The organism is Pseudomonas sp. CMR5c, from assembly GCF_003850545.1.
Taxonomy (GTDB): Bacteria; Pseudomonadota; Gammaproteobacteria; order Pseudomonadales; family Pseudomonadaceae; genus Aquipseudomonas; species Aquipseudomonas piscis.
On record NZ_CP027705.1, the window covers coordinates 3,656,015 to 3,679,796 of the forward strand.

General features: G+C 63.9%; 19 protein-coding genes. 5 read left to right on the forward strand and 14 right to left on the reverse strand.

Annotation, left to right across the window (positions count from 1 at the left end; all coding sequences use genetic code 11):
• Nucleotides 1-25 precede the first annotated feature (25 nt).
• The 3 genes from C4K40_RS16770 to tpx form a co-directional block, all read right to left on the reverse strand.
• Nucleotides 26-3,118, reverse strand: a complete 3,093-nt coding sequence (locus tag C4K40_RS16770) for an MdtB/MuxB family multidrug efflux RND transporter permease subunit (RefSeq protein ID WP_053130384.1) — start codon at nt 3,116-3,118, stop codon at nt 26-28.
• On the reverse strand, nt 3,115-4,443 hold the full coding sequence (locus tag C4K40_RS16775) for an MdtA/MuxA family multidrug efflux RND transporter periplasmic adaptor subunit (RefSeq protein WP_053130386.1): 1,329 nt from the start codon (nt 4,441-4,443) through the stop codon (nt 3,115-3,117). The genes C4K40_RS16770 and C4K40_RS16775 overlap by 4 nt, the downstream gene beginning before the upstream one ends.
• A 177-nt stretch (nt 4,444-4,620) precedes the next feature.
• Nucleotides 4,621-5,121: a thiol peroxidase gene (gene tpx, locus C4K40_RS16780; protein WP_022639010.1), complete on the reverse strand. Its 501-nt coding sequence runs from the start codon at nt 5,119-5,121 to the stop codon at nt 4,621-4,623.
• A gap of 508 nt (nt 5,122-5,629) precedes the next feature.
• On the opposite strand from tpx, the gene C4K40_RS16785 reads away from it, so the two are divergent.
• Both C4K40_RS16785 and C4K40_RS16790 read left to right on the forward strand, forming a co-directional pair.
• Entirely contained in the window at nt 5,630-7,267 is a 1,638-nt protein-coding gene (locus C4K40_RS16785; RefSeq protein ID WP_053130388.1) for a molecular chaperone DnaJ, read from the forward strand.
• Entirely contained in the window at nt 7,264-8,238 is a 975-nt protein-coding gene (locus C4K40_RS16790; protein ID WP_053130391.1) for a DUF3829 domain-containing protein, read from the forward strand. The genes C4K40_RS16785 and C4K40_RS16790 overlap by 4 nt, the downstream gene beginning before the upstream one ends.
• A 39-nt stretch (nt 8,239-8,277) precedes the next feature.
• Here the strand turns inward: C4K40_RS16790 and C4K40_RS16795 are convergent, their stop codons facing one another.
• From C4K40_RS16795 to C4K40_RS16805, 3 genes are all read right to left on the reverse strand, one after another.
• On the reverse strand, nt 8,278-8,949 hold the full coding sequence (locus tag C4K40_RS16795; RefSeq protein ID WP_053130393.1) for a DUF3313 domain-containing protein: 672 nt from the start codon (nt 8,947-8,949) through the stop codon (nt 8,278-8,280).
• A gap of 118 nt (nt 8,950-9,067) precedes the next feature.
• Nucleotides 9,068-9,562, reverse strand: coding sequence for a DUF934 domain-containing protein (locus tag C4K40_RS16800; protein ID WP_053130396.1), 495 nt, complete (start codon nt 9,560-9,562; stop codon nt 9,068-9,070).
• Nucleotides 9,559-11,232, reverse strand: a complete 1,674-nt coding sequence (locus C4K40_RS16805) for a nitrite/sulfite reductase (RefSeq protein WP_053130399.1) — start codon at nt 11,230-11,232, stop codon at nt 9,559-9,561. Before C4K40_RS16805 ends, C4K40_RS16800 begins: the two co-directional genes overlap by 4 nt.
• Nucleotides 11,233-11,651: 419 nt before the next feature.
• On the opposite strand from C4K40_RS16805, the gene ccoN reads away from it, so the two are divergent.
• Both ccoN and C4K40_RS16820 read left to right on the forward strand, forming a co-directional pair.
• Nucleotides 11,652-13,079 (forward strand): cytochrome-c oxidase, cbb3-type subunit I, encoded by a 1,428-nt coding sequence (gene ccoN, locus C4K40_RS16815; protein ID WP_053130401.1) that lies wholly within the window; start codon nt 11,652-11,654, stop codon nt 13,077-13,079.
• Between the two features lie 57 nt (nt 13,080-13,136).
• Nucleotides 13,137-13,355: a hypothetical protein gene (locus C4K40_RS16820; protein ID WP_031319938.1), complete on the forward strand. Its 219-nt coding sequence runs from the start codon at nt 13,137-13,139 to the stop codon at nt 13,353-13,355.
• 3 nt (nt 13,356-13,358) lie between these two features.
• Here C4K40_RS16820 and C4K40_RS16825 read toward each other — a convergent pair whose 3' ends face one another.
• Nucleotides 13,359-14,132 carry a helix-turn-helix domain-containing protein gene (locus tag C4K40_RS16825; RefSeq protein ID WP_053130404.1) on the reverse strand — a complete coding sequence of 258 codons (774 nt, stop codon included), beginning with the start codon at nt 14,130-14,132 and terminating at the stop codon, nt 13,359-13,361.
• Nucleotides 14,133-14,208: 76 nt separating this feature from the next.
• Between C4K40_RS16825 and C4K40_RS16830 the strand changes: the two genes are divergently transcribed.
• Nucleotides 14,209-14,898 carry an aspartate/glutamate racemase family protein gene (locus C4K40_RS16830; protein WP_053130407.1) on the forward strand — a complete coding sequence of 230 codons (690 nt, stop codon included), beginning with the start codon at nt 14,209-14,211 and terminating at the stop codon, nt 14,896-14,898.
• A 131-nt stretch (nt 14,899-15,029) separates the two neighbouring features.
• Here the strand turns inward: C4K40_RS16830 and C4K40_RS31950 are convergent, their stop codons facing one another.
• From C4K40_RS31950 to pepN, 7 genes are all read right to left on the reverse strand, one after another.
• Nucleotides 15,030-15,155 (reverse strand): hypothetical protein, encoded by a 126-nt coding sequence (locus C4K40_RS31950; RefSeq protein ID WP_022639020.1) that lies wholly within the window; start codon nt 15,153-15,155, stop codon nt 15,030-15,032.
• A gap of 181 nt (nt 15,156-15,336) precedes the next feature.
• Complete coding sequence (locus tag C4K40_RS16835) at nt 15,337-15,516, reverse strand: hypothetical protein (RefSeq protein ID WP_022639021.1); 180 nt, start codon at nt 15,514-15,516, stop codon at nt 15,337-15,339.
• 154 nt (nt 15,517-15,670) lie between these two features.
• Nucleotides 15,671-16,846, reverse strand: coding sequence for a lactonase family protein (locus tag C4K40_RS16840; RefSeq protein WP_022639022.1), 1,176 nt, complete (start codon nt 16,844-16,846; stop codon nt 15,671-15,673).
• Entirely contained in the window at nt 16,833-17,126 is a 294-nt protein-coding gene (locus C4K40_RS16845) for a DUF5629 family protein (RefSeq protein ID WP_022639023.1), read from the reverse strand. Before C4K40_RS16845 ends, C4K40_RS16840 begins: the two co-directional genes overlap by 14 nt.
• Nucleotides 17,127-17,273: 147 nt before the next feature.
• Complete coding sequence (locus C4K40_RS16850; RefSeq protein ID WP_022639024.1) at nt 17,274-19,649, reverse strand: RND family transporter; 2,376 nt, start codon at nt 19,647-19,649, stop codon at nt 17,274-17,276.
• Nucleotides 19,650-19,681: 32 nt separating this feature from the next.
• Nucleotides 19,682-20,737, reverse strand: a complete 1,056-nt coding sequence (locus C4K40_RS16855) for a YCF48-related protein (protein WP_053130411.1) — start codon at nt 20,735-20,737, stop codon at nt 19,682-19,684.
• A 385-nt stretch (nt 20,738-21,122) separates the two neighbouring features.
• Entirely contained in the window at nt 21,123-23,780 is a 2,658-nt protein-coding gene (pepN, locus tag C4K40_RS16860; RefSeq protein WP_053130414.1) for an aminopeptidase N, read from the reverse strand.
• Nucleotides 23,781-23,782: the final 2 nt, after the last annotated feature.

The following is a 23,782-nucleotide window of genomic DNA, read 5'->3' on the forward strand; positions in this document are numbered from 1 at the left end:
GCTTGCAACTTGCCGCTGACGCCCCTCACACCACTTCTCCTACGGCGGGCTTGGCAAACCGGCGGCCCAAGCGGTCGAAGTACAGGTAGATAACGGGCGTCGTGAACAGGGTCAGGACCTGGCTCACCAGCAGGCCACCCACCATCACCAGGCCCAGGGGCTGGCGCAACTCGGCGCCGGAACCGGTGGCCAGCATCAGTGGCACGGCGCCGAACAGCGCCGCCAGGGTGGTCATGAGGATCGGCCGGAAACGCAGCAATGCCGCCTGGTAGATGGCCTGCTGCGGATCCATGCCCTGGTGCCGTTCGGCATCGAGGGCGAAGTCGATCATCATGATCGCGTTCTTCTTGACGATACCGATCAGCAAGATGATGCCGATGATCGCGATCATGCCCAGGTCGTTGCCGCTGAGGATCAGCGCCAGCAAGGCCCCCACCGCTGCCGAGGGCAAGGTGGAAAGAATGGTGACCGGGTGGATGTAGCTCTCGTAGAGCACGCCGAGCACGATGTACATGGTCACCACCGCCGCCAGGATCAGCAGCAAGGTACTGGACAGCGAAGCCTGGAAGGCCTCCGCCGCGCCCTGGAAGCGGGTCTGCACCCCCACCGGCATGCCGATCTCCCGCTGTACCTGCTCGATGACCTTGACCGCCTCGCCCAGCGCCACCCCGGGCGCCAGGTTGAAGGACATCATCACCGCCGGGAACTGGCCGATATGGGCAATCGCCAGTTGAGCCTGGCGCTCCTCGACATGGGCCAGGCTGGACAGGCGCACCTGCCCGCCATCGGTGGTCTTGACGTGGATCTGGTCCAGGGCCTGGGGCCCGATGCGCTCCCCGGCCTGGGCCTGGAGCACCACCCGGTACTGGCTGGCCTGGGTATAGATGGTGGAAATCTGTCGCTGGCCGAAGGCGTCGTACAGGGCATCGGTGATGTTCGACACCGAGACTCCCAGCCGGGAGGCGGCGTCACGGTCGATCACCAGGTACACCTGCAAGCCCTTGTCCTGCAGGTCGCTGGCCACATCGATGAGCTCGGGACGCTGGGCCAGGGCCTCCACCAGGCGACCGCTCCACAGACTCAGCAGGTCGGCATCGGGCGACGACAGGCTGAACTGGTACTGGGTACGGCTGACCCGGTCTTCGATGGTCAGGTCTTGTACCGGCTGCATGAACAGGCGGATGCCCAGCAGCTTGTCCACTTGCGGCTGCAACCGCGCGATCACCTGGGCGGCGCTGAGATCGCGCTGGCTGTGGGGCTTGAGGTTGATCAGCAGGCGGCCGCTGTTGAGGGTGGCGTTGTCGCCGTCGACCCCGATGTAGGATGACAGGCTCTGTACCGCCGGATCTTGCAGGATGACCTTGGCCAAGTCCTGCTGGCGTTGGCTCATGGCGGCGAAGGACACCGATTGCGGCGCCTCGGAAATCCCCTGGATGACCCCAGTGTCCTGCACCGGGAAGAAGCCCTTGGGCACTATCAGGTAGAGGAATACCGTCAGCGCCAGGGTGCCGATGGCCACCAGCAAGGTCAGGAACTGGTGCTTGAGCACCCATTGCAGCTGGCGCCCGTAGCCTGCGATCAGCCAGTCGATCCAGGCGCCGCTGGCGCGATAGAACCGCCCCTGCTCGTGCTCCTTGGGCTCGGGCTTGAGCAACCGCGCGCACATCATCGGGGTCAGGGTCAGGGACACCACCAGGGAAATCAGGATCGCCACCGCCAGGGTGATGGCGAACTCACGGAACAACCGCCCGACCACATCGGCCATGAACAGCAGCGGGATCAGCACCGCGATCAGGGACAGGGTCAGGGAGATCAGGGTGAAGCCGATCTGCTTGGCTCCCTTGAGCGCCGCCTGCAACGGGCTGTCGCCCTCCTCGATGAAGCGCGAGATGTTCTCCAGCATGACGATGGCGTCATCCACCACGAAGCCGGTGGCGATGGTCAACGCCATCAGGGTCAGGTTGTTCACCGAGAACCCGGCCAGGTACATCACGCCGAAGGTGCCGATCAGCGACAACGGCACGGCGATCGAGGGGATCACGGTGGCGCTGGCCCGACGCAGGAACAGGAAGGTCACCATCACCACCAGGGCGATGGCGATGAACAGTTCGTGCTGCACATCGGTGACCGAGGCGCGGATGGTCTGGGTGCGATCGGTGAGCACGGTGACATCCAGGCCCGCCGGCAGGTTGTCGGTGATGCTCGGCAGCATGGCCTTGATCCGGTCCACCACCTCGATGACGTTGGCCCCGGGCTGGCGCTGGATGTTCAGCAGTACCGCCTGGTTCTCGTTGGCCCAGGCGGCCAGGCGCTCGTTCTCGGCGCCGTCGACGATCTCGGCCACATCCTTGAGGCGCAAGGGCGCGCCGTTCTTGTAGGCCAGGATCAGCTCGGCATAGTCCTTGGGCGAGGTCAGCTGGTCGTTGGCGTCGAGCATCGACACCCGGGTCGGGCCGTCGAAGTTGCCCTTGGGCTGGTTGACGTTGGACGCGGCGATCAGCGTACGCACGTCCGAAAGGTTCAGGCCGTTGGCCGCCAGGGCCTCGGGATTGACCTTGATCCGCACGGCCTGGCGCTGGCCGCCGGCGATGCTGACCATGCCCACACCGCTGATCTGGGCGATCTTCTGCGCCATGCGGGTGTCCACCAGGTCATTGAGCTTGGGCAGCAGCATGGTCTTGGAAGTGATGGCCAGGGTCAGCACCGGGGTATCCGCCGGGTTGACCTTGTTGTACACCGGCGGTGCCGGCAGGTCCTTGGGCAGCAGGTTGGTGGCGGCGTTGATCGCGGCCTGCACCTGCTGTTCGGCCACATCCATATTGATGTCGAGGCTGAAACGCAGGGTCAGCACCGAAGCGCCACCGGAGCTGGTGGAGGCCATCTGGGTCAGGCCCGGCATCTGCCCGAACTGGCGTTCCAGGGGCGCGGTGACCGCGCTGGTCATCACATCCGGGCTGGCTCCGGGATACAGGGTCATGACCCGGATGGTCGGGTAGTCCACCTGGGGCAAGGCCGAGACCGGCAGCAGGCGATAGGCGATCAGGCCGGCCAGGACAATGGCCAGCATGCTCAGGGTGGTGGCTACCGGACGGAGGATGAACAGCCGCGAGAAATTCATGCGCCGGCCTTTTGTGCCTTGCCATCGACCGGCTTGGCATTGGCCGGGGCACTGGCCGAGCCCGCAGGCTGGCCTTGCAGGTGTTCGGTCGGAGTGGTCGGCACATCGATGGCGTCATTGACCACTTCCACCTCGCTGCCATCCTTCAGGCGATCGGTCCCTTCCATCACCACCCGATCGCCCGCCTTGAGGCCCTCGGTGATCACCGTCGAGTCGCCGTTGCTGGCGCCGACCTTGAGTTGCTGGATCTTGACCTTGTGGTCCCCATCCATGGCATAGACGAAAGTGCCGTTGGTACCGAACTGGATCGCCGCCGAAGGGGCCAGCACCACGTTCTTCTGGGTGTCGGCCAGCAGGTGCACGTTGACGAACTGGTTGGGGAACAGGCCCTGGTCGCGGTTATCGAAGCGCGCCTTGAACTTCAGGGTGCCGGTCGTGGTGTCGATCTGGTTGTCCAGGCTCTGCAGCACGCCGCTGGCCTGCAACTTGAGGTCGCCACGGTCCCAGGCCTCCACCGGCAGCCGAGCGCCGCCGTGATAACGGGCGAGTACGGTTTCCAGGCTGTTTTCCGGCAGGGTGAAGGCCACGCTGATGGGCTGGGTCTGAGTGATGATCACCAGCGCCGTGGTGTCATTGGCCGCCACCAGGTTGCCCACGTCCAGCTGGCGCAGGCCCAGGCGCCCGGTGATGGGCGCGCGGATATTGGTGAACTCGAGGTTGAGCCGGGCATCGTTGACCGCCGCCTGGTTGGTCTTGACCGTGCCCTGGTACTGGCCCACCAGCGCCACGGCGTTGTCCAGGGTCTGCTTGGCGACGCTGTCCTGGGCATACAGCCCGCGATAGCGCTCGAGGTCGATCTGGGCGTTCTTCAACTGCGCCTGATTCTGCAACAGGGTGCCCTCGGCCTGGAGCAAGGCGTTCTGGTAGGGCCGCGGATCGATCTGCGCCAACAGGTCGCCGGCCTTGACCATCTGCCCTTCCTCAAAGTTGACCTTGACCAGCTCTCCCGCCACCCGGCTGCGCACGTTGATGGTGTTCAGCGCGGTCACCGTACCCAGGGCCTTGTAGTACAGCGGGAAATCCCCCTGGGTCACCGGCAGCACCCGCACCGGGATCGGCCCACTGGCGCCACCGAAGCCGGGACGCACGCTGCCGCTGCGGCCGGTATGCCCGCTGGCGGCCTTCTGCTGCGCCGCATCCTTGTGGGTGCTGCTGGCTGGCCAGAATTTCCAGCACAGGCCAGCGACCAGCAGCAGGACAAACAGGCCGAACAGCCAGCGGCGGGAGTTGCGGGTAGCAGAGGATTGCATGGAGTGATCAACCATTGGGCGCGTGGGAGTGTCTTTTGAGAAGGCTGAAAGATAAGCACTAGAGCGGTTTTAGCAAAGGGCCTTTACCGGCAATTTACCTTTGCCTGACGTTTTCAAAGTGTGTCGCTAACTTACTGAAGCACAAATAAAAACGGCCTGGGCAAGCCAGGCCGTGAATAATTGTAAAAGCCCTTACTTGAGCACGGCCAGGGCAGCGTCGTAGTTCGGCTCCTCGGCGATCTCCTTGACCAGCTCGCTGTGCAGTACCTGGTCGTTTTCATCCAGTACCACCACGGCACGGGCGGTCAGGCCGGCCAGCGGGCCGTCGGCGATGGCCACGCCGTAGTTCTCGATGAATTCGCGGCCACGCAGGGTCGACAGGTTCTGTACGTTTTCCAGGCCTTCGGCGCCGCAGAAGCGTGCCTGGGCGAACGGCAGGTCGGCGGAGATGCACAGCACCACGGTGTTGGCCAGGTCATTGGCCTGGGCATTGAACTTGCGTACCGAGGTCGCGCAGGTCGGAGTGTCGACGCTTGGGAAGATGTTCAGCACCTTGCGCTTGCCGGCAAGGCTGGCCAGAGAGACATCGGCGAGGCCGGCGCCCACCAGGGAGAATGCAGGCGCCTTGGAGCCGACTTGCGGCAGTTGGCCGTTGACCTGGACCGGATTGCCTTTGAGGGTGACTTGAGCCATGAGCGGAGTCCTTTGCGGGAGTGATGGAAAATCGTCGAGAGGCCGAAGTTAAGCATGAAACGGCGCAAGCACCTATGCCCGCTGGATAAATTGTCCAACAAGCCCCGCGGCCGTTAGCGGCGGCCAACGCACGGTTCTCACTCTACCCAGGGACTTCGCAGCTCCATGGACAAGCCATGACGGCATCGCCGCCACCTGCAACAGCAGGCACTGGAAACGAACGCCCCCGTAAAAACCTCATCCAGAGTCGAGGAAAATCATATAAACAAGATTACATAACAATCATATCTATATGTTTTATATGTATTTTTTCTATTCTAGAAATCACTTTAAATAAACCACTCAAAATGAATGGTCATGAATACAAAGCACATTAAGCAGCAGCTTCGGCATCCGCCCTTCTCGCCGTATCCACCCCTTGGGTTTTTCTCGTGGATCGGTTGTAGACCGTAGTATCATCGCGCCACCAACGAGCCCCGCCGCGGTTTTCACGGAGTCGTACCGCCCAATGAGTTGCTGGACCCTGCTCGGCCTGCCGGCCACCCCTGACACCCGCACGATCAAGCGCCATTACGCCAAGCTGCTGAAACAGACCCGTCCGGACGAAGACCCGGAGGCTTTCCAGCGCCTGCGCGATGCCTATGAGCAAGCCATGGAGCAGGCGCAGTGGCTGGACGAAGAACAAGAGCCCGATACCGGCGCGGCCGATGAACCGTCCGATAACCTGGCGACAGTAAAACCCACCGTGCAACTGACTCCGGCGCAGCGGGTCGCCCCGCTGCTGGAAGGGATTCGTATCGAGCAACTGGATCAACGCCATGAGCAAGCGATCGCCAGCGGTTGCGCACTGGAGTTCGAACTGGGCCTGCTGCGCCATTGCGTGGAGCGCCCGGAACAGTCCGGGCAGTTGCTGGCCTGGGGCTTCGACACCTTCCACTGGCTGAGCGCCTGGCAACACCTGGACCTGCCGGAGTACCTCACCGACGCCCTGCTGCGCCAATGCCGCCAGGCCCTGGAGCAATCCCTGCGCAGCGCCCTGGACCGACAGGACGACGAAGCCTTCCTCCACAGCTATGCCAACCGCGCCACCCACGGCTGGCTGGATGAACTGGACCAGCGCCACTGGTTCAATCAGTGCCTGGCACAAATGCTCGCGGACAACCCCTATTGGTCCAGCACGCTGTTCCAGGCCCTGTGCCTCGGCCAAGGCTGGAAGCGCGGAAAAGACAACCTCTGCCCCGAACATGAATGGAACCGCCTGCTGGTGCGCGAGGAAGGCCTGGCGTTCATCGCCAACCAGCGAGCTCTCGCCAGCCAACCACCGGCCTCGCCGGAGCAACGAGCGGCCTACCTGCTGTTGGCACCCATCAGCCTGCACCGCCGCCGAGCCTTCGCCCGACGCCTCGCCGAAGAGGACTGGGCCGCATGCCGCAAGCTCAGCTCGCACCTGCACGCCTATTACCCGCAGGTGGCGGCCGAGATGCCGGGTGGCACCCCATTCTTCTGGCGTGACTGGGAATTCGCGTTCGACTCCTGGCCGATGTACCTGGCGCTGTTCAGCGCCTGCCTGGCAGGAGCCGTGGCCCGCTACGCCCCACAAGGCAACAGCCTGGGAGAGATCATCGGGGTCACGCTGTTCTGGAGCGCCTGTTTCGCTGGCTCCGCGGCGCTCCTGCATTGGCTTTGGCAACCCCTGGCCCATTGCCTGTGGGCCCACGACCATCGTCTTGGCAGCCGCCTGCCAGGCTGGCTGAATCCCGGCCAACGCTTGCTGCCCCTGCGTGACCTGCTGCCGGTGGCCGTGCTCGGCCCGGCCCTGGGCTACATCTGCGGCCCGATCAGCGCGATGGTTTATCTGGCAGTGCTGCCGAGCGTCGCCCTGGCGCGCAATATCGAGGTCAAGCACGGTATTTCCTGGCGTCAGCTCGCGCCCTGGCAACGACGCCTGCTGGGCGGGCTGGGCTGTGTGCTGCTGGCCATCGCCCTGGTGGCGATCAAGCTGGTGGGCGACTACGGCACGGTCACCGCCAACCAGGGCCTGCAACAATGGAGCGAACGCCTGTGCGCACGGATGCCGGCCAATGCCCCGGGCTGCGCCGCGCCGGCCACCAGCGCCCAGTGGTACGGCCGGGAGGGCACGCCATGAACCCCAATTGGTTGTTTCCGATCAGCCTGGGCCTGGGATTGACCCTGTTCGGGCTGGCCGGCTCTGGCACGCAGCTGGGACAAATCGGCCTCTGGCTCGATAACCGGGACAGCCCCTATACCGCCCAGGCCAATGCCCTGAATCCGATCATCGACTGCATGAACCAGGTGGATGTGCCCTGGCGCATGGTGCACCAGGCCTACCTGGCCGAGGGCAAGCCACGCTCGACAGCCCCTGGAGCCTATGACCTGAGCAGCCAGGGCGGCCCGGACATCGATCTGGCCTATCGCAGCTCCTGCAGTGGCGACATTGGCGCCAAACTGCGCCGCCTCGACCCCGGCAACCCCCTGCTGGCCGCCACCGAACGCTACCAGCAAGTGCTCGCGCGCTTCGTCGCCTTGACCAAGGATGCACACATGCACCGCCTGGGGCTTGGTCGAACGCTGGATGAGGCACAGCTCGATGAACTGGTACGGCAATTGGAGATCCAGGCCCCGGACTATCTGCAAGCCTCGAATGCTGTCCGCCAACTGCTACTGCCGCAGGATGTCGAGCATCGCCCCCAGCAGTTGCAACGCCTGGAGCAGCGCCTGGGCCGTAACGTCCACTGGGCTTTGCTCAACTACATGATCCAGGCCAGAAGCACCATGGACTTGCTCGACGACGGTATCCGCCAGCGCACCCTGACCCCGGCGCAACTGACCCAGGCCACCCAGGAACTGCGCCAGGCCTGGGAGGCCCGGCAACAGTTCATCGGCAGCATCCAGGACCAGGAAACCCGCGAAGCACTGTACCTCTGGCAACTGATCGCCGCCCCCAGCCAGCATTACCTGCAGGCCCTGGACACCCTGCACCGGGACTGGCTGCAGCATGCCGAGCCGCAACGCCTGGGCGAGGACTTCCACGCCGTGACCCAGGGCTACGACCAGATGCTCTATCACTACAACCAGCTGGCGCGTAGCCGTTATTGAAAGTGCTGCCCCGGCCTGGCCGGGGCAGCGCTGCGCGGCTCATTTGTTCTTCAGTTGCACATAGGACTGGTGCAGGTCCGAAGCCCAGCTATCGATGACGCTCTGCACATCGCTGGCCTGCATCACCTGGGTATCGTTCGCCAACGGCTTGCCGGTGCCCTTGCGCACTACCTCGGCGATCACCCGGCCATCACCACCGTCGAGGAAGGCCGCCTCGGTGCCCAGGGTGGTCTCCTGGTCGCGGATACCACTGGCGGTGCTCACCGCAGCCGCCACCAGGGCCACCGGGATGATTTCATAGGGCTTGAGCCCTTCGGTCTTGCTGCTCACCGCAGTGATCGCCGCCCGTACCACCACCACGCCCGGCCCGGGACCGGTTGCCAGCGGCATGGATTTGCCCAGCTCGCGCTTGAGCGCTTCATCGTAGTAGCGGGTGATGCCGGCCAGGGTGGATTGGGGAATCTTCACCGTCGGCTGTGGCTGCGGATGGAACTGGGTGGGCTCGATGTACACACTGCGATACTGATCCAGCTTGAGCTTGGGGTCGATCCAGCGCATGACCTGCACCCCGGACGGCGACTTGGCCTCCTTGAGCAGGCTGTAGTCACTGAGGAACCCGGAATAGTCCTCGGGCCGGGGCTCGTTGCTGGAACACCCCGCCATGGCGAGAGTGGCGAGGCACAGCATGCTGAGGGTCAGTGCAAGCTTCATGGATAACTCCTGTAGGTGAAGCAGCCATGGACTGGCTAGGGGAACTACAGGTATAGCCAAAAGCCTGCACTTGCGCCGCCACCCTCGAACCGCCGGCCGACGACGCCACGAACCCCTCCTAGCGCCGGCGAAACAGCGGGCGCGGCTCGATCACCGAACGCCCGTAGAGCACGCTCATGCCCGCCAGGCCCTTGAGCGCATCCAGGGCGCATTTGTTCTCGCGCACGGCGAAGCTGTCGAAACCGCATTGGCGCATGTGACTCAACTGGTCGCGCAGCACATCGCCCACGGCCCGCAGCTCGCCCATCCAGCCCAGGCGGGTACGCAGCAGGTAGGCCTGGCTGTAGCCCCGGCCATCGCGAAAGCTGGGAAAGTCCACCGCCACCACAGGGATCAACTTGAGCCAGGGCTTGAGGCCTTCGACCTCATCGTCCGGGCCGAGCCAGACACCGTCCCGGGCCGGATGATGCTCGATGCGGCGCATCAGCCAACGAGCCAGCGGCAGGATCAGCGGCCCTTCGGGCAAGGGATCGTCGACACCGCGCACCAGGCTCCAGGGATCGTCCTCTACCAGGCGCGCCTCGCCATCCTGCAAGCTCAACAGGTTGTTCATGCCGAGAGCTCCTGTGCCTTGGAATAGACCCTTTCCTTGAACGGCTCCAGGCCGATACGCTGCAAGGTATCGAGGAACGGCTCGTCGCTCTCGCGATAGCGCACGAAGGTGCCGATGATGCGCTCGATCACCAGGGGGATTTCCCCAGCGCTGAACGATGGGCCGATCACCTTGCCCAGGGCGCTGTCCTTGCCCTGGGCGCCGCCGAGGGTGACCTGGAACCACTCCTGGCCGTTCTTGTCGACCCCAAGGATGCCGATATTGCCGATATGGTGATGACCGCAGGCATTCATGCAGCCGGAGATGTTCAGGCTGATGTCCCCCAGGTCATGCACATAGTCCAGGTCATCGAAACGCTGCTGGATGGCCTGGGTGATGGGAATCGAGCGAGCGTTGGCCAGGGCACAGAAGTCGCCGCCCGGACAGGCGATGATGTCGGTCAGCAGGCCGGCGTTGGGGGTACCCAGGCCCTTGTCGCAGGCCAGTTGCCAGAGCTCGTACAGCTGTGACTTGGGCACATCCGGAAGGACGATGTTCTGCTCATGGGCGATGCGGATCTCGCCGAAGCCGAAACGCTCCGACCATTCGGCCACCGCCTCCATCTGCAATCCGGTGACATCCCCAGGTGGCGCGGCCAACCCCGGCTTGGTCGACAGCACCACGCTGGCGTAGCCCGGGACCTTGTGCGGCTGCACGTTGTGGGCCACCCAGCGGGCGAAACCCGCGTCCTCCGCCAGGCGACTGCCGTACTCCAGGTCGGTGTCCCCCAGGTGTTCGTAGATCGGCGGCACGAAAGCGCTGGCAACCCGCTGGTATTCGTCCTCGGTAAGCTGCGCCGGCCCCTCCTTGAGGTGCTGCCACTCCTCCTCCACTTCACGGGCGAACGCCTCGATGCCCAGGGCCTTGACCAGGATCTTGATCCGCGCCTTGTACTTGTTGTCACGCCGGCCATGGCGGTTGTAAACCCGCAGGATCGCCTCGACGTAGGACAACAGGTGCTGCCAGGGCAAGCCCTCGCGGATCTGCTGGCTGAGGATCGGAGTGCGGCCCAGGCCGCCGCCGACCATTACCCGCAACAGCATCTGGTCGTCGGCGGCGCGATACAGGTAAAGGCCGATGTCATGCATCATGATCGCCGCGCGATCCTGCTCCGCCGAACAGATGGCGATCTTGAACTTGCGCGGCAGGAACAGGAACTCCGGGTTGATGGTCGACCATTGGCGGAGGATTTCCGCCAGCGGCCGCGGGTCCAGCAACTCGTCGGCGGCGACCCCGGCGAAGGCCTCGGTGGTGATGTTGCGCACGCAGTTGCCCGAAGTCTGGATGGCGTGCATTTCCACCGCGGCCAGACGCTCGAGAATGTCCGGCACCTGGGTCAGCTCGATCCAGTTGAACTGCAGGTTCTGGCGGGTGGTGAAGTGCCCGTAGCCGCGGTCGTAGTCCCTGGCGATGCCGGCCAGGGTGCGCATCTGCCGCGCGCTGAGGGTGCCGTAGGGGATCGCCACCCGCAGCATGTAGGCGTGCCGTTGCAGGTACAGGCCGTTCTGCAGGCGCAGGGGCAGGAACTCCTCCTCGCTCAGCTGGCCCTCCATGAAGCGCTCCACCTGGTCGCGAAACTGCGCCACCCGCTCAAAGACCAGGGCCCGGTCATAGTCGTCGTACTGATACATGTGCCTACCTCGTCCTCATCGGTACTGGTCGTGCTGCGGGCCCTGTACCCAAAACCGGCGACATCCGGACCGCGAAACAGCCGTGGCATGGCGAAGCACTCCGGCATCGCAGGCAGCCCGCTCGGGCCGTGCCGGTCATGGCCTTGCCTGGTGTTCGCTCGACGAGCTTGCGCTACAGGACCCAACGGCGCGTTGGGGTGAGGCGGCGACTATGCGCTTGCGGCGCAGATCGTTACAGATCCAGGTAAAAACTAAAAAACCATATCAGTAGCTGTGATATCCAGCCTGCCTTGAGGAAAATCTGATCCGTATTATTGCTGTTTTTCTGAGCCTGTTTTGTTTTGTCCATGATTCCTACAGTGCACCCCGTGCCAGACCGGGTGGCCTGGCAAGACTCTGCAACCGTGGAAGCATTGACCATGAACTCAGCAACACTCGAACAGGCCTACAACTACAAGGTGGTTCGCCAATTCGTCGTCGCAACAGTGGTATGGGGTGTGATCGGCATGGCCATGGGGGTATGGATTGCCTCGCAGCTGGTGTGGCCGGACATGAACCTCGACCTGCCGTGGACCACCTTCGGGCGCCTGCGGCCGCTGCACACCAGCCTGGTGATCTTCGGCTTCGCCGGCAGCGCGCAGTTCGCCGCCAGCTACTATGCGGTGCAGCGTACCTGCCAGGTACGGCTGTACTCCGACACGCTGGCAGCCTTCACCTTCTGGGGCTGGCAATCGGTGATCGTGATCATGCTGGTCACCCTGCCCCTGGGCTACACCACCACCAAGGAATACGCCGAGATCGAATTCGCCGGCGCGGTATGGATGGCGGTGGTCTGGGTGGTCTACGGCATCGTGTTCTTCACCACCGTGGTCCAGCGCAAGAGCCAGCACATCTATGTCGGCAACTGGTTCTTCGGCGCCTTCATCCTGGTGATCGCCATGCTCCACGTGGTCAACCACCTGTCGATCCCGGTGGACTGGTTCAAATCCTACCCGGTGTATTCCGGGGCCACCGATGCCATGGTCCAGTGGTGGTACGGCCACAACGCCGTGGGCTTCTTCCTGACCACCGGCTTCCTGGGGATGATGTATTACTTCGTACCCAAGCAAGTGGGCCGCCCGGTCTATTCCTATCGCCTGTCGATCGTGCACTTCTGGGCGCTGATCACCCTGTATATCTGGGCCGGCCCGCACCACCTGCACTACACCGCGCTGCCGGACTGGGCGCAATCGCTGGGCATGGCCATGTCGCTGATCCTCCTGGCTCCGAGCTGGGGCGGCATGATCAACGGCATGATGACCCTCTCGGGCGCCTGGCATAAGCTGCGCACCGACCCGATCCTGCGCTTCCTGGTGCTGTCGCTGGCGTTCTACGGCATGTCGACCTTCGAAGGCCCGATGATGGCGATCAAGACCGTCAACGCCCTCTCCCACTACACCGACTGGACAATCGGCCACGTACACGCCGGCGCCCTGGGCTGGGTAGCCATGATCACCTTCGGCGCCATCTACCACATGGTGCCCAAGGTGTTCGGCCGCGAGCAGATGCACAGCGTGCCGCTGATCAACCTGCACTTCTGGCTGGCCACCATCGGCACCGTGCTCTACATCGCCTCGATGTGGGTCAACGGCATCACCCAGGGCCTGATGTGGCGCGCGGTCAACGAAGACGGCACCCTCACCTATTCCTTCGTCGAGGGCCTGGTGGCCAGCCATCCGGGCTTCGTGGTGCGCTTCGCCGGTGGCGTGTTCTTCCTCAGCGGCATGCTGCTGATGGCCTACAACACCTGGCGCACCGTGCGCGTGGCTGATTCCCGGCTGGCGCTGAGCGACGCCCGGATCGCCTGATCCACCTCCAGACGCCGGCCCCGGGCCGGCGTTTTCATTCCAGGGAGCAAGACCGTCATGGACATTCTGTTCAACCTGCTGGGGGTGGTGTTTCTCTACCTCTGCATCGAGTACTGCCTGCGCCACCAGAGCGCCAAGAGCCTGGACGAGGCTAGCCTGATTCCTTTCGCCGACGATCCGGAAGTGGCGCGCCGGGTGGAGGCCGCCACCGGCAAGAAGATCGACGCCGTGGCTCCGGAGGAAGCCAAGCCGGGCTGGATCAACCTGGAGATGTAGCCGTCACGGCTCGCGCTGCTGGAACCGCAAACGGTACTGGCGTGGCGTCAACCCAAGGCCCTTGCGCAAGGCACTGCCCAGGTGCGATTGATGGGCAAAACCGCAGTCCTGGGCAATGGCTGCCAACGGCAGGTCGCTGTGTTCCAGCAAGCGCCGGGCCGCTTGCAGGCGGATCTCGGTGAGCCAGGCATGGGGCGTCATACCCACCCCACGGCTGAAGTCCCGCAGCAGGCGCAACTCGTTATGCCCATAGGTGACGGCCAGTTGCGCCAGGGACAAGGGCTGGGCGTACTCATCGGCCATTCTCTGCAGTACCCGGCGCAGATCGGCCACCGGTGGCTTGGTGATGGGCTGCCAGGGCAAGCCGACAAAGGCCAGGGCGCACTGTTCCAGGGCCAGTTCGTCGGACTGCGGCATTAACAACAACCGTCGGGCCTCGCGCCCCAAGGCCAAGGCGCGGGCATGTCCGGGGCTCTGCAGGCGCCGCTCGACGGCCTCCGGCCAAAGCGGCCCCTGCCAACGGGCCAGCAGGTACTCACCACCTTCGGCGGATTCGGAAAACACTTCGATACCCTTGGGCGTCAAGGCCAGGGTTCCGGGCCAGGTGTCGAAATCCTCACGCCGGTCGGAGCCGATCGCATGCACTCCGCGCTGGCGCTCCAGGGCCACGCCCAGGGTCTGCCATTGCACCGGGTCACGGGCGCTATAGGCCGCAGCCGGCAGCAGCTGCAGGACCAGCTGGCCGTCCAGCAAGCGATGTTCAAGCACCTGGGGCATGTGAAATTTCCTGATAGATCACTGGCCTTGAGCAAGCCAGACTGAGCCGTATCCAACACGACCCAAGGAGTTGCAGATGCGCACCATCGGCCTGATCGGCGGCATGAGCTGGGAGTCCAGCGCCGAATACTATCGCCTGATCAACCAGCAGGTCCGCGACCGCCTGGGCGCCCTGCGTTCAGCGCGGCTGCTAATGTACAGCGTCGACTTCGGACCTGTCGAACGGGCCCAGCACGCCGGAGACTGGGACGCGGCAGCGGCGATCCTGGTGGACGCCGCCCGGCGCCTGGAGGCCGGCGGCGCCGACTGCCTGGTGCTGTGCACCAACACCATGCACAAGGTGGCCGCACCGATCCAGGCGGCGACGAACCTGCCTTTTCTGCACATTGCCGACCCCACCGCCCAGGCGGCGCTGGCCGCCGGCACCCTGAAGGTGGGCCTGCTGGGCACGGCCTTCACCATGGAGCAGGACTTCCTCAAGCAGCGTCTGGCCGACCAGGGCCTGCAAGTGCTGGTGCCGGACGCCGAGCAGCGCCAGGTCGTGCATCGGATCATCTATGAAGAGTTGTGCGTGGGTGTGATCCGCGAACAATCGCGCAGGCAGTACCAGCAGGTCATCCAGTCGCTGCAGGCCCGCGGGGCCCAGGCGGTGATCCTCGGCTGCACCGAAATCGGCCTGCTGCTCAAGCCGGAGCACAGCCCCCTGCCGCTGCTGGATACCACTGAGCTGCACGCCCAGGCGGCGGTGGCATTCGCCCTGGCTTGACCGGGAGCATGGCGCGGCAGGCGGATCGTGGATCTACGGTTGCCGGGCAAGCGCTCGCAAGCCCACCGCGCAAAGCCGGCCACCCAGCAGGAACCAGCGTCAGGCCAGGCCATTGATGAGCGCCGCCCGCCTCAGTCTTGCAACAGGCTGGCCAGGCGTTCGCGGGAGGTTTCGGGTTCGCCTTCCACCGGCTGCGCGGAAGACAGGATGGGGCTGGAATAGAGCAACAGCAGAACCACAGTCAGACGCATTACCATGCTATCGATCCTTGCTCGGGAAAGAGTCAATAATTCAGCGCCAAATTTAAACACATGGCGATGTGACACTACCAAGCAAAATTCGCCGCCTTGTGCGCCTGGTCGCAAACAGGTCATGCAGGAGCGACAGCACTGCACCAGTGATGTCGCTCCTGCATACCTGGATATGGACGAGTCGGGCTCAGCTATGGGACTTGTGATCCAGCGCGGCATAGAAGTTGGCGCTTTGTTGCAGGTACTTCTGGGTGTAGGTGTTGGTGGCGGATTTCTTCTGGCTGATTTCCACGTTGGCGCCGGCAGGCAGGACCACGCTGGCGGAAATGGCCGAGGCGGCGATCACGGAGAAGAGATTGAAATTCATGGGGTAACCCTCGTATTCGGTTGGCTGGCTTGCCCGTGTGGGCCGTGGAGCAAACTTACTATCGAGGGTTGGCGGGAAAAAATTCTTTGCACCAGTAGCCGATATCAGCGTCATTAATAGAAGCGCTCAGGCCCCGGGTGCCGGGGCCTGCGGCTTATTGACGCACCAGGAACTTGATATCGCTAGGGGCATCGAACGGCAGTTTTTGCACGGTCTTGCCCAGGAAACCGGTCTTGGCGTCACGCTCGATCACCACGATCTGGTTGCTCTTCTGGTTGCCGATCAGCACATAGCGGTTGCTCGGATCGAGGCTGAACTCCCGTGGGTGATCGCCCTCCACCGAACGGCGCTGGATCTCCTTGAGCTGGCCGTTGGCCGGGTCGATGGCGAACACCAGCAGCTGGTTGGCGGTGCCACGGTTGCTCACGTACAGGTACTGGCCGTCCTTGGAGGCATGCAGGGCTCCGGCGGCCTTCTTCTCCTTGCCGGCGTTGGCCGCCAGGTCGAGGATCTGGCGCTGGGTCAGCTTGCCGTCCTGGTAGTCGAACACCGCCACCTGGGCGCTCATCTCCATGGTCAGGTAGGCATGCTTGCCATCGGCACTGAACAGCAAATGGCGCGGGCCACTACCCGGCGGCAACTGGACGAAGGCCGGATCGGCGGCGCTCAGCGGGTGCTCCGGATTGGCCTTGGGATCGTAGCGGTAGACGAAGATCTTGTCCGCCCCCAGGTCGTTGGCGAACAGGAACTTGCCATCCGGCGACGATACCGACGAATGCACGTGGGCCGACTGCTGGCGCTCGGGATCGACCCGGCTGGCCGGGTGGCTGCTCAGCTGCACCACCGGCGACAAATGGCCATCGGCGCTGACCGGAACCACTGCCAGGCTGCCGCCCGGGTCCACGTCCACCGAATAGTTGCTGACGAACAGGTAGCTGCCATCGGCGCTCAAGCTGGAATGGGTCGGCTCGTTGCCCTGGCTCTGCACCTGGTTGATCAGGCTCAGCTGATGGGTCTTGGGAGCCAGGCTGTAGCTGCTGACCCGGCCGATGGGGTCGGCCTGGCCCGGACTGTTCTCGTTCACCGCGAAGACGAACTTCAGGTCCTTGGACAGGGTCAGCCAGGACGGGTTGGAGCTCTTGACCACCTGCAGCGGCTTGGGATCGATCTGCCCGGTACGCTCGTTGAAGCGCAGGCGGTACAACCCCTGGCTCTGGCCCTGGGTGTAGGAGCCCACCAACAGTTCCTGGGTCTCCACCGGCGCGGCCTGCACCGCCATGGCACCGACACTGCCAGCGATCAGCAGCGGCCAGAAATTACGCATCTTCATGGTCATCTTCCTCTTCGTCACGGGCACTGAACGCGCTCATGCACACCAGGCGGTGCTCGCCGCTGTCGCCCTCCACGACCCAGCTCTGCAAGGCCTGGTCGAAATTCGCGGCCTGCACCTGGGCCAGGGTGAAGCTCCAGCGCTTGGCGGCGCGGCCATCCATGCACTCGATCAGCAATTGCTGGTCGTCGAGGGAGAAGTCGAAGGCGTGCAGGCCATCGATCTCCAGCATGTCGCAGGCCTGGAGAGCGTTGAGCAAGGTGTCGGTAGCAGCGGTCATAGCGATCAATCATCAGTTGGAAAGGCGCAATGATAGCCGATTGGCGCGGGGCGGTCGGGCCAGTATTGCGCCTCCTCGAAGCCCAATCATGCGCCCATGAAAAAGCCGCAACCTCGTGGGGTTGCGGCTTTGGGAGACATCTGCCGATCAGTGGGCGAACAGCGAGTTGCCCTTCTGCCCCGCCAGCTTCTCGGGACGGATCAGGAAGCGGGCCAGGGCCGGCAGCAGCCACAGCGCGCCGAACATGTTCCACAGCAGCATGAAGGTCAGCATCAGGCCCATGTCGGCCTGGAACTTGATGGCCGAGAAGATCCAGGTACACACGCCGATGGCCAGGCACAGGCCGGTGAACAACACCGCCTTGCCGGTGGACCGCAGGGTCTGGTAGTAGGCCTCCTGCAACGACAACCCGGCGCGCAGGAAGCTTTCCAGGCGGCTGTAGATGTAGATGCCGTAGTCGACACCGATGCCCACGCCCAGCGCCACCACCGGCAGGGTCGCCACCTTGACCCCGATGCCCATGAAGGCCATCAGCGCGTTCCCCAGTACCGAGGTCAACACCAGCGGCAGGACGATGCACAGGGTCGCTGCCCAGGAACGGAAGGTGATCATGCACATGGCCGCCACGCAGATGTACACCAGGATCAGGATGGTCAGCTCCGAGGTCTTGATCACCTCGTTGGTGGCCGCCTCGATCCCGGCGTTACCCGCGGCCAGGATGAATTCCAGGCCATCCTTGTTGTTTTCCTTGGCGAACTCCTGCACCGCATGCACAGCGCGATTGAGGGTCTCGGCCTTGTGGTCGTTGAGGAACACCAGCACCGGGGCCAGGGAGCAGTTGTTGTTGTACAGGCCGTCGGCGCGGGCGATGGAGTTGTTCAGCACATCGGGGTTGCGCGACAGGGTTTCCCATTTCAGGTTGCCCTCGTTCATGCCCTTGATCATCTGCTTGGACACGGTCACCAGGGAGATCGCCGACTGCACGCCCTCGGTGTTCTGCATCTTCCACATCAGCTCGTCGATCGGCGCCATGGCTTCGTAGCGCGAGCAGCCCTCGGCGGCGGTCTTGACCATCACCACCAGCACGTCGGAGCTGGTGGAATAGTTGCTGATGATGAAGTTGTTGTCCTTGTTGTAGCGCGAATCCGGACGCAGCTCCGGTGCGCCCTGGTCGAGGTCGCCGATCTTCAGGTTCTGGCTGTACCAGAGACCGCCACCGAAGGCCACCAAGGCCAGGGCAATGGACACGGGAGCGACCTTGGGGCTGGCGAAATTGGACAGCAGGCGCCAGAACGGATGCTCGCGGGAAGCGTCCTTCTTGCTGCGCTCCACGGCGCGCTGGCTGATGCCGACATAGGAAATCGCCACCGGCAGCAGGATCAGGTTGGTGAACACGATCACCGCCACGCCGATGGAAGCGCCGATGGCCAGTTCGCGGATCACCCCGATATCGATGATCAGCAGCGTGATGAAACCCACGGCATCGGCCAGGATCGCGATCATTCCCGGCAGGAACAGCTGGCGGAAGGTGCGCCGCGCCGCGGTTAGGGCGTTGTCGGCATCACTGGATTGCAAGGCGATGCCGTTGATCTTCTGCACCCCATGGGAAATGCCGATGGCGAAGATCAGGAACGGTACCAGCATCGAGTACGGATCCAGGCCGAAACCGATGGCATGCATCAGCCCCAACTGCCAAACCACCGCCACCAGGGTGGTGATCAGCACCGCGATGGTGCTGCGGATGCACCAGGTGAACCAATACAACAGCACCAGGGTAATGACGAAGGCCACGCCGAAGAACAGCACCACCATGATCAGGCCGTCGATCAGGTCGCCGACCTTCTTGGCGAAACCGACGATGTGAATCTTCACATTGGGGTTCTGCGCCTCGAACTTGTCGCGGATCTTCTCTTCCAGCTGGTGGGAGAACTTCTGGTAGTCCAGGGCCAGCAGCTTGCCCTGGTCCTGCGGGTCCGGATAGGACTCCAGCAGTGGAATATCGACGATGCTGGACTTGAAATCGTTGGCTACCAGGCGCCCCACCTGGCCGGACTTGAGCACGTTGTTGCGCAGCTTATCGAGGCTCGCGGCGGAGCCGTTGTAGCTCTGGGGGATCACCTCGCCGCCGGCGAAACCTTCCTCGGTGACCTCGGTCCAGCGCACGCTGGGGCTCCACAGGGACTTGAGCCCGGAGCGGTCGACGCCCGGGATGTAGAACACCTCGTCGTTGATCTGCCTGAGGGTCTCCATGTATTCCTGGGTGAAGATATCGCCGTCCCTGGCCTCCACCGAGATGCGCACGGTGTTGCCCAGGTTGGCCAGGTCATTGCGGTGCTCCATCATCCGCTCGATGAACGGGTGCTTGAGCGGAATCATCTTTTCGAAGCTGGTGGAGGGTCGGATCAGGGTCGCCTGCCAGAACAGGAAGACGCTGACCAGCAAGCAGATGAAGATCACTGCCGGGCGGTTGTTGAAAATCAGGCGTTCGAGAAAGTTCGCCTTGTCCTGGTGATGACTGCTCATGGAATTCCCCACCTTCTTATTATGTGCCCGGCCTATTTATTGCCGAGTTCAGCGCCCGTTGCCGCCGCGACGCGAACGCCGCCCTGCCCGGCCAGGACCAGGTTGCCGTTGCCGGCCGCACTCACCGATGACAGGGAAATGCGATCTGGACGGTTGAATACGCTGAAGCTCTGGCCCTGGTCGGTACTGCGGATCACGCTGCCGCCATGACCGACTATCACCAGCGAGCCGTCGTCGAGCAGCGTGGCGCCAGACAAGCCGAACTCCAGGGCGCCGCGCGTGGCCTCGAGCCGCACCTGCTCCCAGGTGCCACCGAAATCCGTGGAGCGATAGAGGTTGCCGCGCAGGCCGTAGACCAGCAGGGTCGCCGGCTGGCCGGTGCCGATCACACCGAACAGCGAGCCCTCGTAAGGCCCCTCGAGGCGTTCCCAGGTCTGTCCGTCATCGGCGGAGCGGAACATGCTGCCCTGCTCACCGACGATGAACAGCCCCGAGCCCTTGACCTGGGCAATGGCGTTGAGGTGGTACTGGTCTTCGTTGTCCAGGCGCTCGCTGGCGTCTTCCCAGTGCTGGCCGCCATCGGTGGTTTCCAGGAAGGCGCCATAGGCACCCACCGCATAACCGGTCTGGGCATCCTTGAACCATACGTCCAGCAGCGGCGCTTCGCGCTTGAGGTCCTGGAACTGCCGGGTCCAGGTGGCACCGCCATCCTGGCTGGCGAGGATCTGCGCATCATGGCCCACGGCCCAGCCATGTTGCTCGTTGACGAAATACACCGCGGTCAACAACTGCCGGCTCGGCACCTTGGCCTGGTTCCAGGTCGCGCCCTGGTCGTCGGAATAGAGGATATGCCCGCGATCGCCCACCGCCACCAGGCGCTTGCCAGCGTGGACCACATCGAGCATCAGGTTCTTCGCCGCCTTGGGCGATTCGATGGAATAGACAGCGGCGTCCGCCGTATCGGCGGCAGCCCGGACAGGCAGCGCCAGTGTCGCGACACTCAACAGCGAGAGCGCTGCAGCCAACGATGCGACCCTACGCAACGCCGGCGGGCGGCCAGCAACCACACCCATGACAGGCTCACTCATAGACCTCTCCCCATTATTATTGTCAGGTCGTTCAACCTTTCAGGGCGCCTGCAGGGTCTCGCGGGTGTTCGTCCGATCCGCTCGATCGTCCTGAAACCTGCAATCTAGAGCCCCTTTGGCTGCGGGCTATCCTATCGGGCTTTGGAAACGTCTGACAATCGACGCCACGTTATCTTTTGTTAATCGCAGCCCCTCGGGCCAGGCCTGAATATTCGGGCATTCGTCGAAGTGATCGATACCCAGGCAATACCCAGGCAGCGCTCAGCGCAGCCTGCCGGCAGCTTGCCGGGACCGAAGAGAGGGAGTGCGCAAACAAAAAGCCCGGCGCTGCCTGGGCAGCACCGGGGAGCGAAGGCACGGCAGGGTCGCCGTGCCCGGGGGCAGATCAGGCCAGGCTCTTGCTGACCACCTCGAACACATCGCTGGACAGCTCGCCCGAGCCGCGGATGCGCTCCAGCTCGGCCTTCATCAACGCCTGCCGGGCGCTGTCGTACTTGCGCCAGCGAGTCAGCGGCGCCAGCTGGCGGGAAGCGATCTGCGGGTTGAAACCGTTGAGCTGGATCACCAGGTCCGCCAGGAAGCGGTAGCCCGAACCGTCGGCGGCGTGGAAGTTGATCAGGTTCTGGCCGGCGAAGGCCCCGATCAGCGCCCGCACCTTGTTCGGGTTCTTGATGTTGAACGCCGGGTGCTGCATCAACGCCTTGACCCGCTCCAGGCCGCCAGGCAACGGGCTGGCCGCCTGGACGCTGAACCACTGGTCCATGACCAGCGCATTGTCCTTGAAGTTTTCGGCGAACACCGCCAGGGCCTGGGCCTTCTCGGCCTCGAACGGCGAATTGACCAGCACCGCCAGGGCGGTCAGGCGCTCGGTCATGTTGTCGGCGCTGTCGAATTGCTCGATGGCGGCCGCCAGGACCTCAGGCTCGCCGACCAGCATCAGGTAGGACAAGGCGATGTTCTGCAGCGCGCGGCGGGCGAAGTGCTCGGACTCGGCCACATAGGCGGTGGCGCGGGACAGCTCGCGATTGGCCTGGTAGCGCTTGAGCAAGGCAGCGGACAGCTGCTCGGCCAGTTGCTTGCGAGCGAACTCGCGGGCCCCATGGATGGCCTCGACGTCCGCTACTTCGCTGATTTCGGTGAGGTAGGCCTCGCCCGGCAACGACAGCATCTCGGCGACCATGGCCGGGTCCAGGCTTTCGTCGGCCAGCACGCTGCCCAGGGCCGTCACCAGGCGTTGGTCCATCACCAGGGCCTGGCCCTGTTGGTGCTGGGCGATCAGCTCCTGCAGTACCTGCACCGCCAGTTGCTGGCCGGCCTCCCAACGGTTGAAACCATCGCTGTCATGCTGCATGAGGAACATCAGCTGGTCGCGATCGTAGGGGAAGCCCAGCTTGACCGGCGCCGAGAAACCGCGCAGCAGCGACGGCAACGGACGCTCGGCGACGTCGACGAACGTGAAGGTCTGCTCGGCCTCGGTCACCGAGATCACCCGGGAGTTGCCCTGGGCGCTGGCCTCGCCGACCAGGCGCAGGGCGATGGCGGCGCCCTGGCTGTCCAGCAGGCCCAGTTCCACCGGGATCACGAACGGCAGTTTTTCCGCCTTGTCCGGCGTCTGCGGGCAACTCTGGCGGAAGGTCAGGCTGTAGGTCTTGGCTGCGGCGTCGTAGGCCTCGCTGACCGCGAGGCGCGGAGTGCCGGCCTGGCTGTACCAGCGCTTGAACTGGGTCAGGTCGACGCCATTGGCATCTTCCATGGCCTTGACGAAGTCGTCGCAGGTCACGGCCTGGCCATCATGGCGTTCGAAGTACAGGTCGCTGCCCTTGCGAAAGCCCTCGGCGCCCAGCAGCGTGTGGATCATGCCCACTACTTCCGAGCCCTTCTCGTACACGGTCAGGGTGTAGAAGTTGGAGATCTCGATGAAGCTCTCCGGGCGCACTGCGTGGGCCATGGGCCCGGCGTCTTCGGCGAACTGGTGGGTGCGCAGGTAGGCCACGTCCTGGATGCGTTTGACCGTGCGCGAATTCATGTCCGAGGAGAACCCGGCATCGCGGAACACCGTGAAACCTTCCTTGAGCGACAGCTGGAACCAGTCGCGACAGGTCACCCGGTTGCCCGACCAGTTGTGGAAGTACTCGTGGGCGACGATGGCCTCGACCCGCTGGTGGGCGGCGTCGGTGGCGGTCTCGGCGCGGGCCAGCACGGCACTGGAGTTGAAGATATTCAGGCCCTTGTTTTCCATGGCGCCCATGTTGAAATCGTTGACCGCGACGATCATGAAGATGTCCAGGTCATATTCCCGGCCATAGGTCTGTTCGTCCCAGCGCATGGATTTCTTCAGGCTGTTCATGGCGTGCTGGCATTTGTCGATGTTCTCAGGCTCGACGTAGATGCGCAGCGCCACATCGCGACCGCTCATGGTGCAAAAGCTGTCCTCGACGCACCACAGGTCCCCCGCCACCAGGGCGAACAGGTAGGCCGGCTTCATGAACGGGTCTTCCCAGGTCGCCCAGTGCCGGCCGTCTTCACCCGGGCCGCTGGCGATCGGGTTGCCGTTGGACAACAGCACGGGATAGCGGTGCTGCTCGGCCACCACGGTGGTGGTGAACTTGCTCATCACATCCGGACGGTCCAGGTAATAGGTGATCTTGCGAAAGCCCTCGGCTTCGCACTGGGTGCAGAACATGCCGCTGGACTTGTACAGGCCTTCCAGGGCGGTATTGGTTTGCGGGTTGATCCTGACGCTGGTGTCCACGGTGAAGCTGGCACTGGCCGGGTGCAGGGTCAGGTGGCTGTCGTCCAGCTGGTAGTCGGCCGCGCCCAGGGGCTGGTCGGCCAGGCTCACCGACAACAGCTCCAGTTGCTGGCCATCGAGCACCAGCGGCGGCAGCCCGGCGCCACGGGCCGGGTTGCGGCGCATCACCAGTTGCGCGTGGACCAGGCTGTGGTCCTCGAACAACTCGAAGGTCAGGTGGGTCTCGTCGATCAGGTACTCGGGGGCCTGATAGTCCTTCAGGTAGATCATCTTCGGCTGTTCGGTGCGCATGG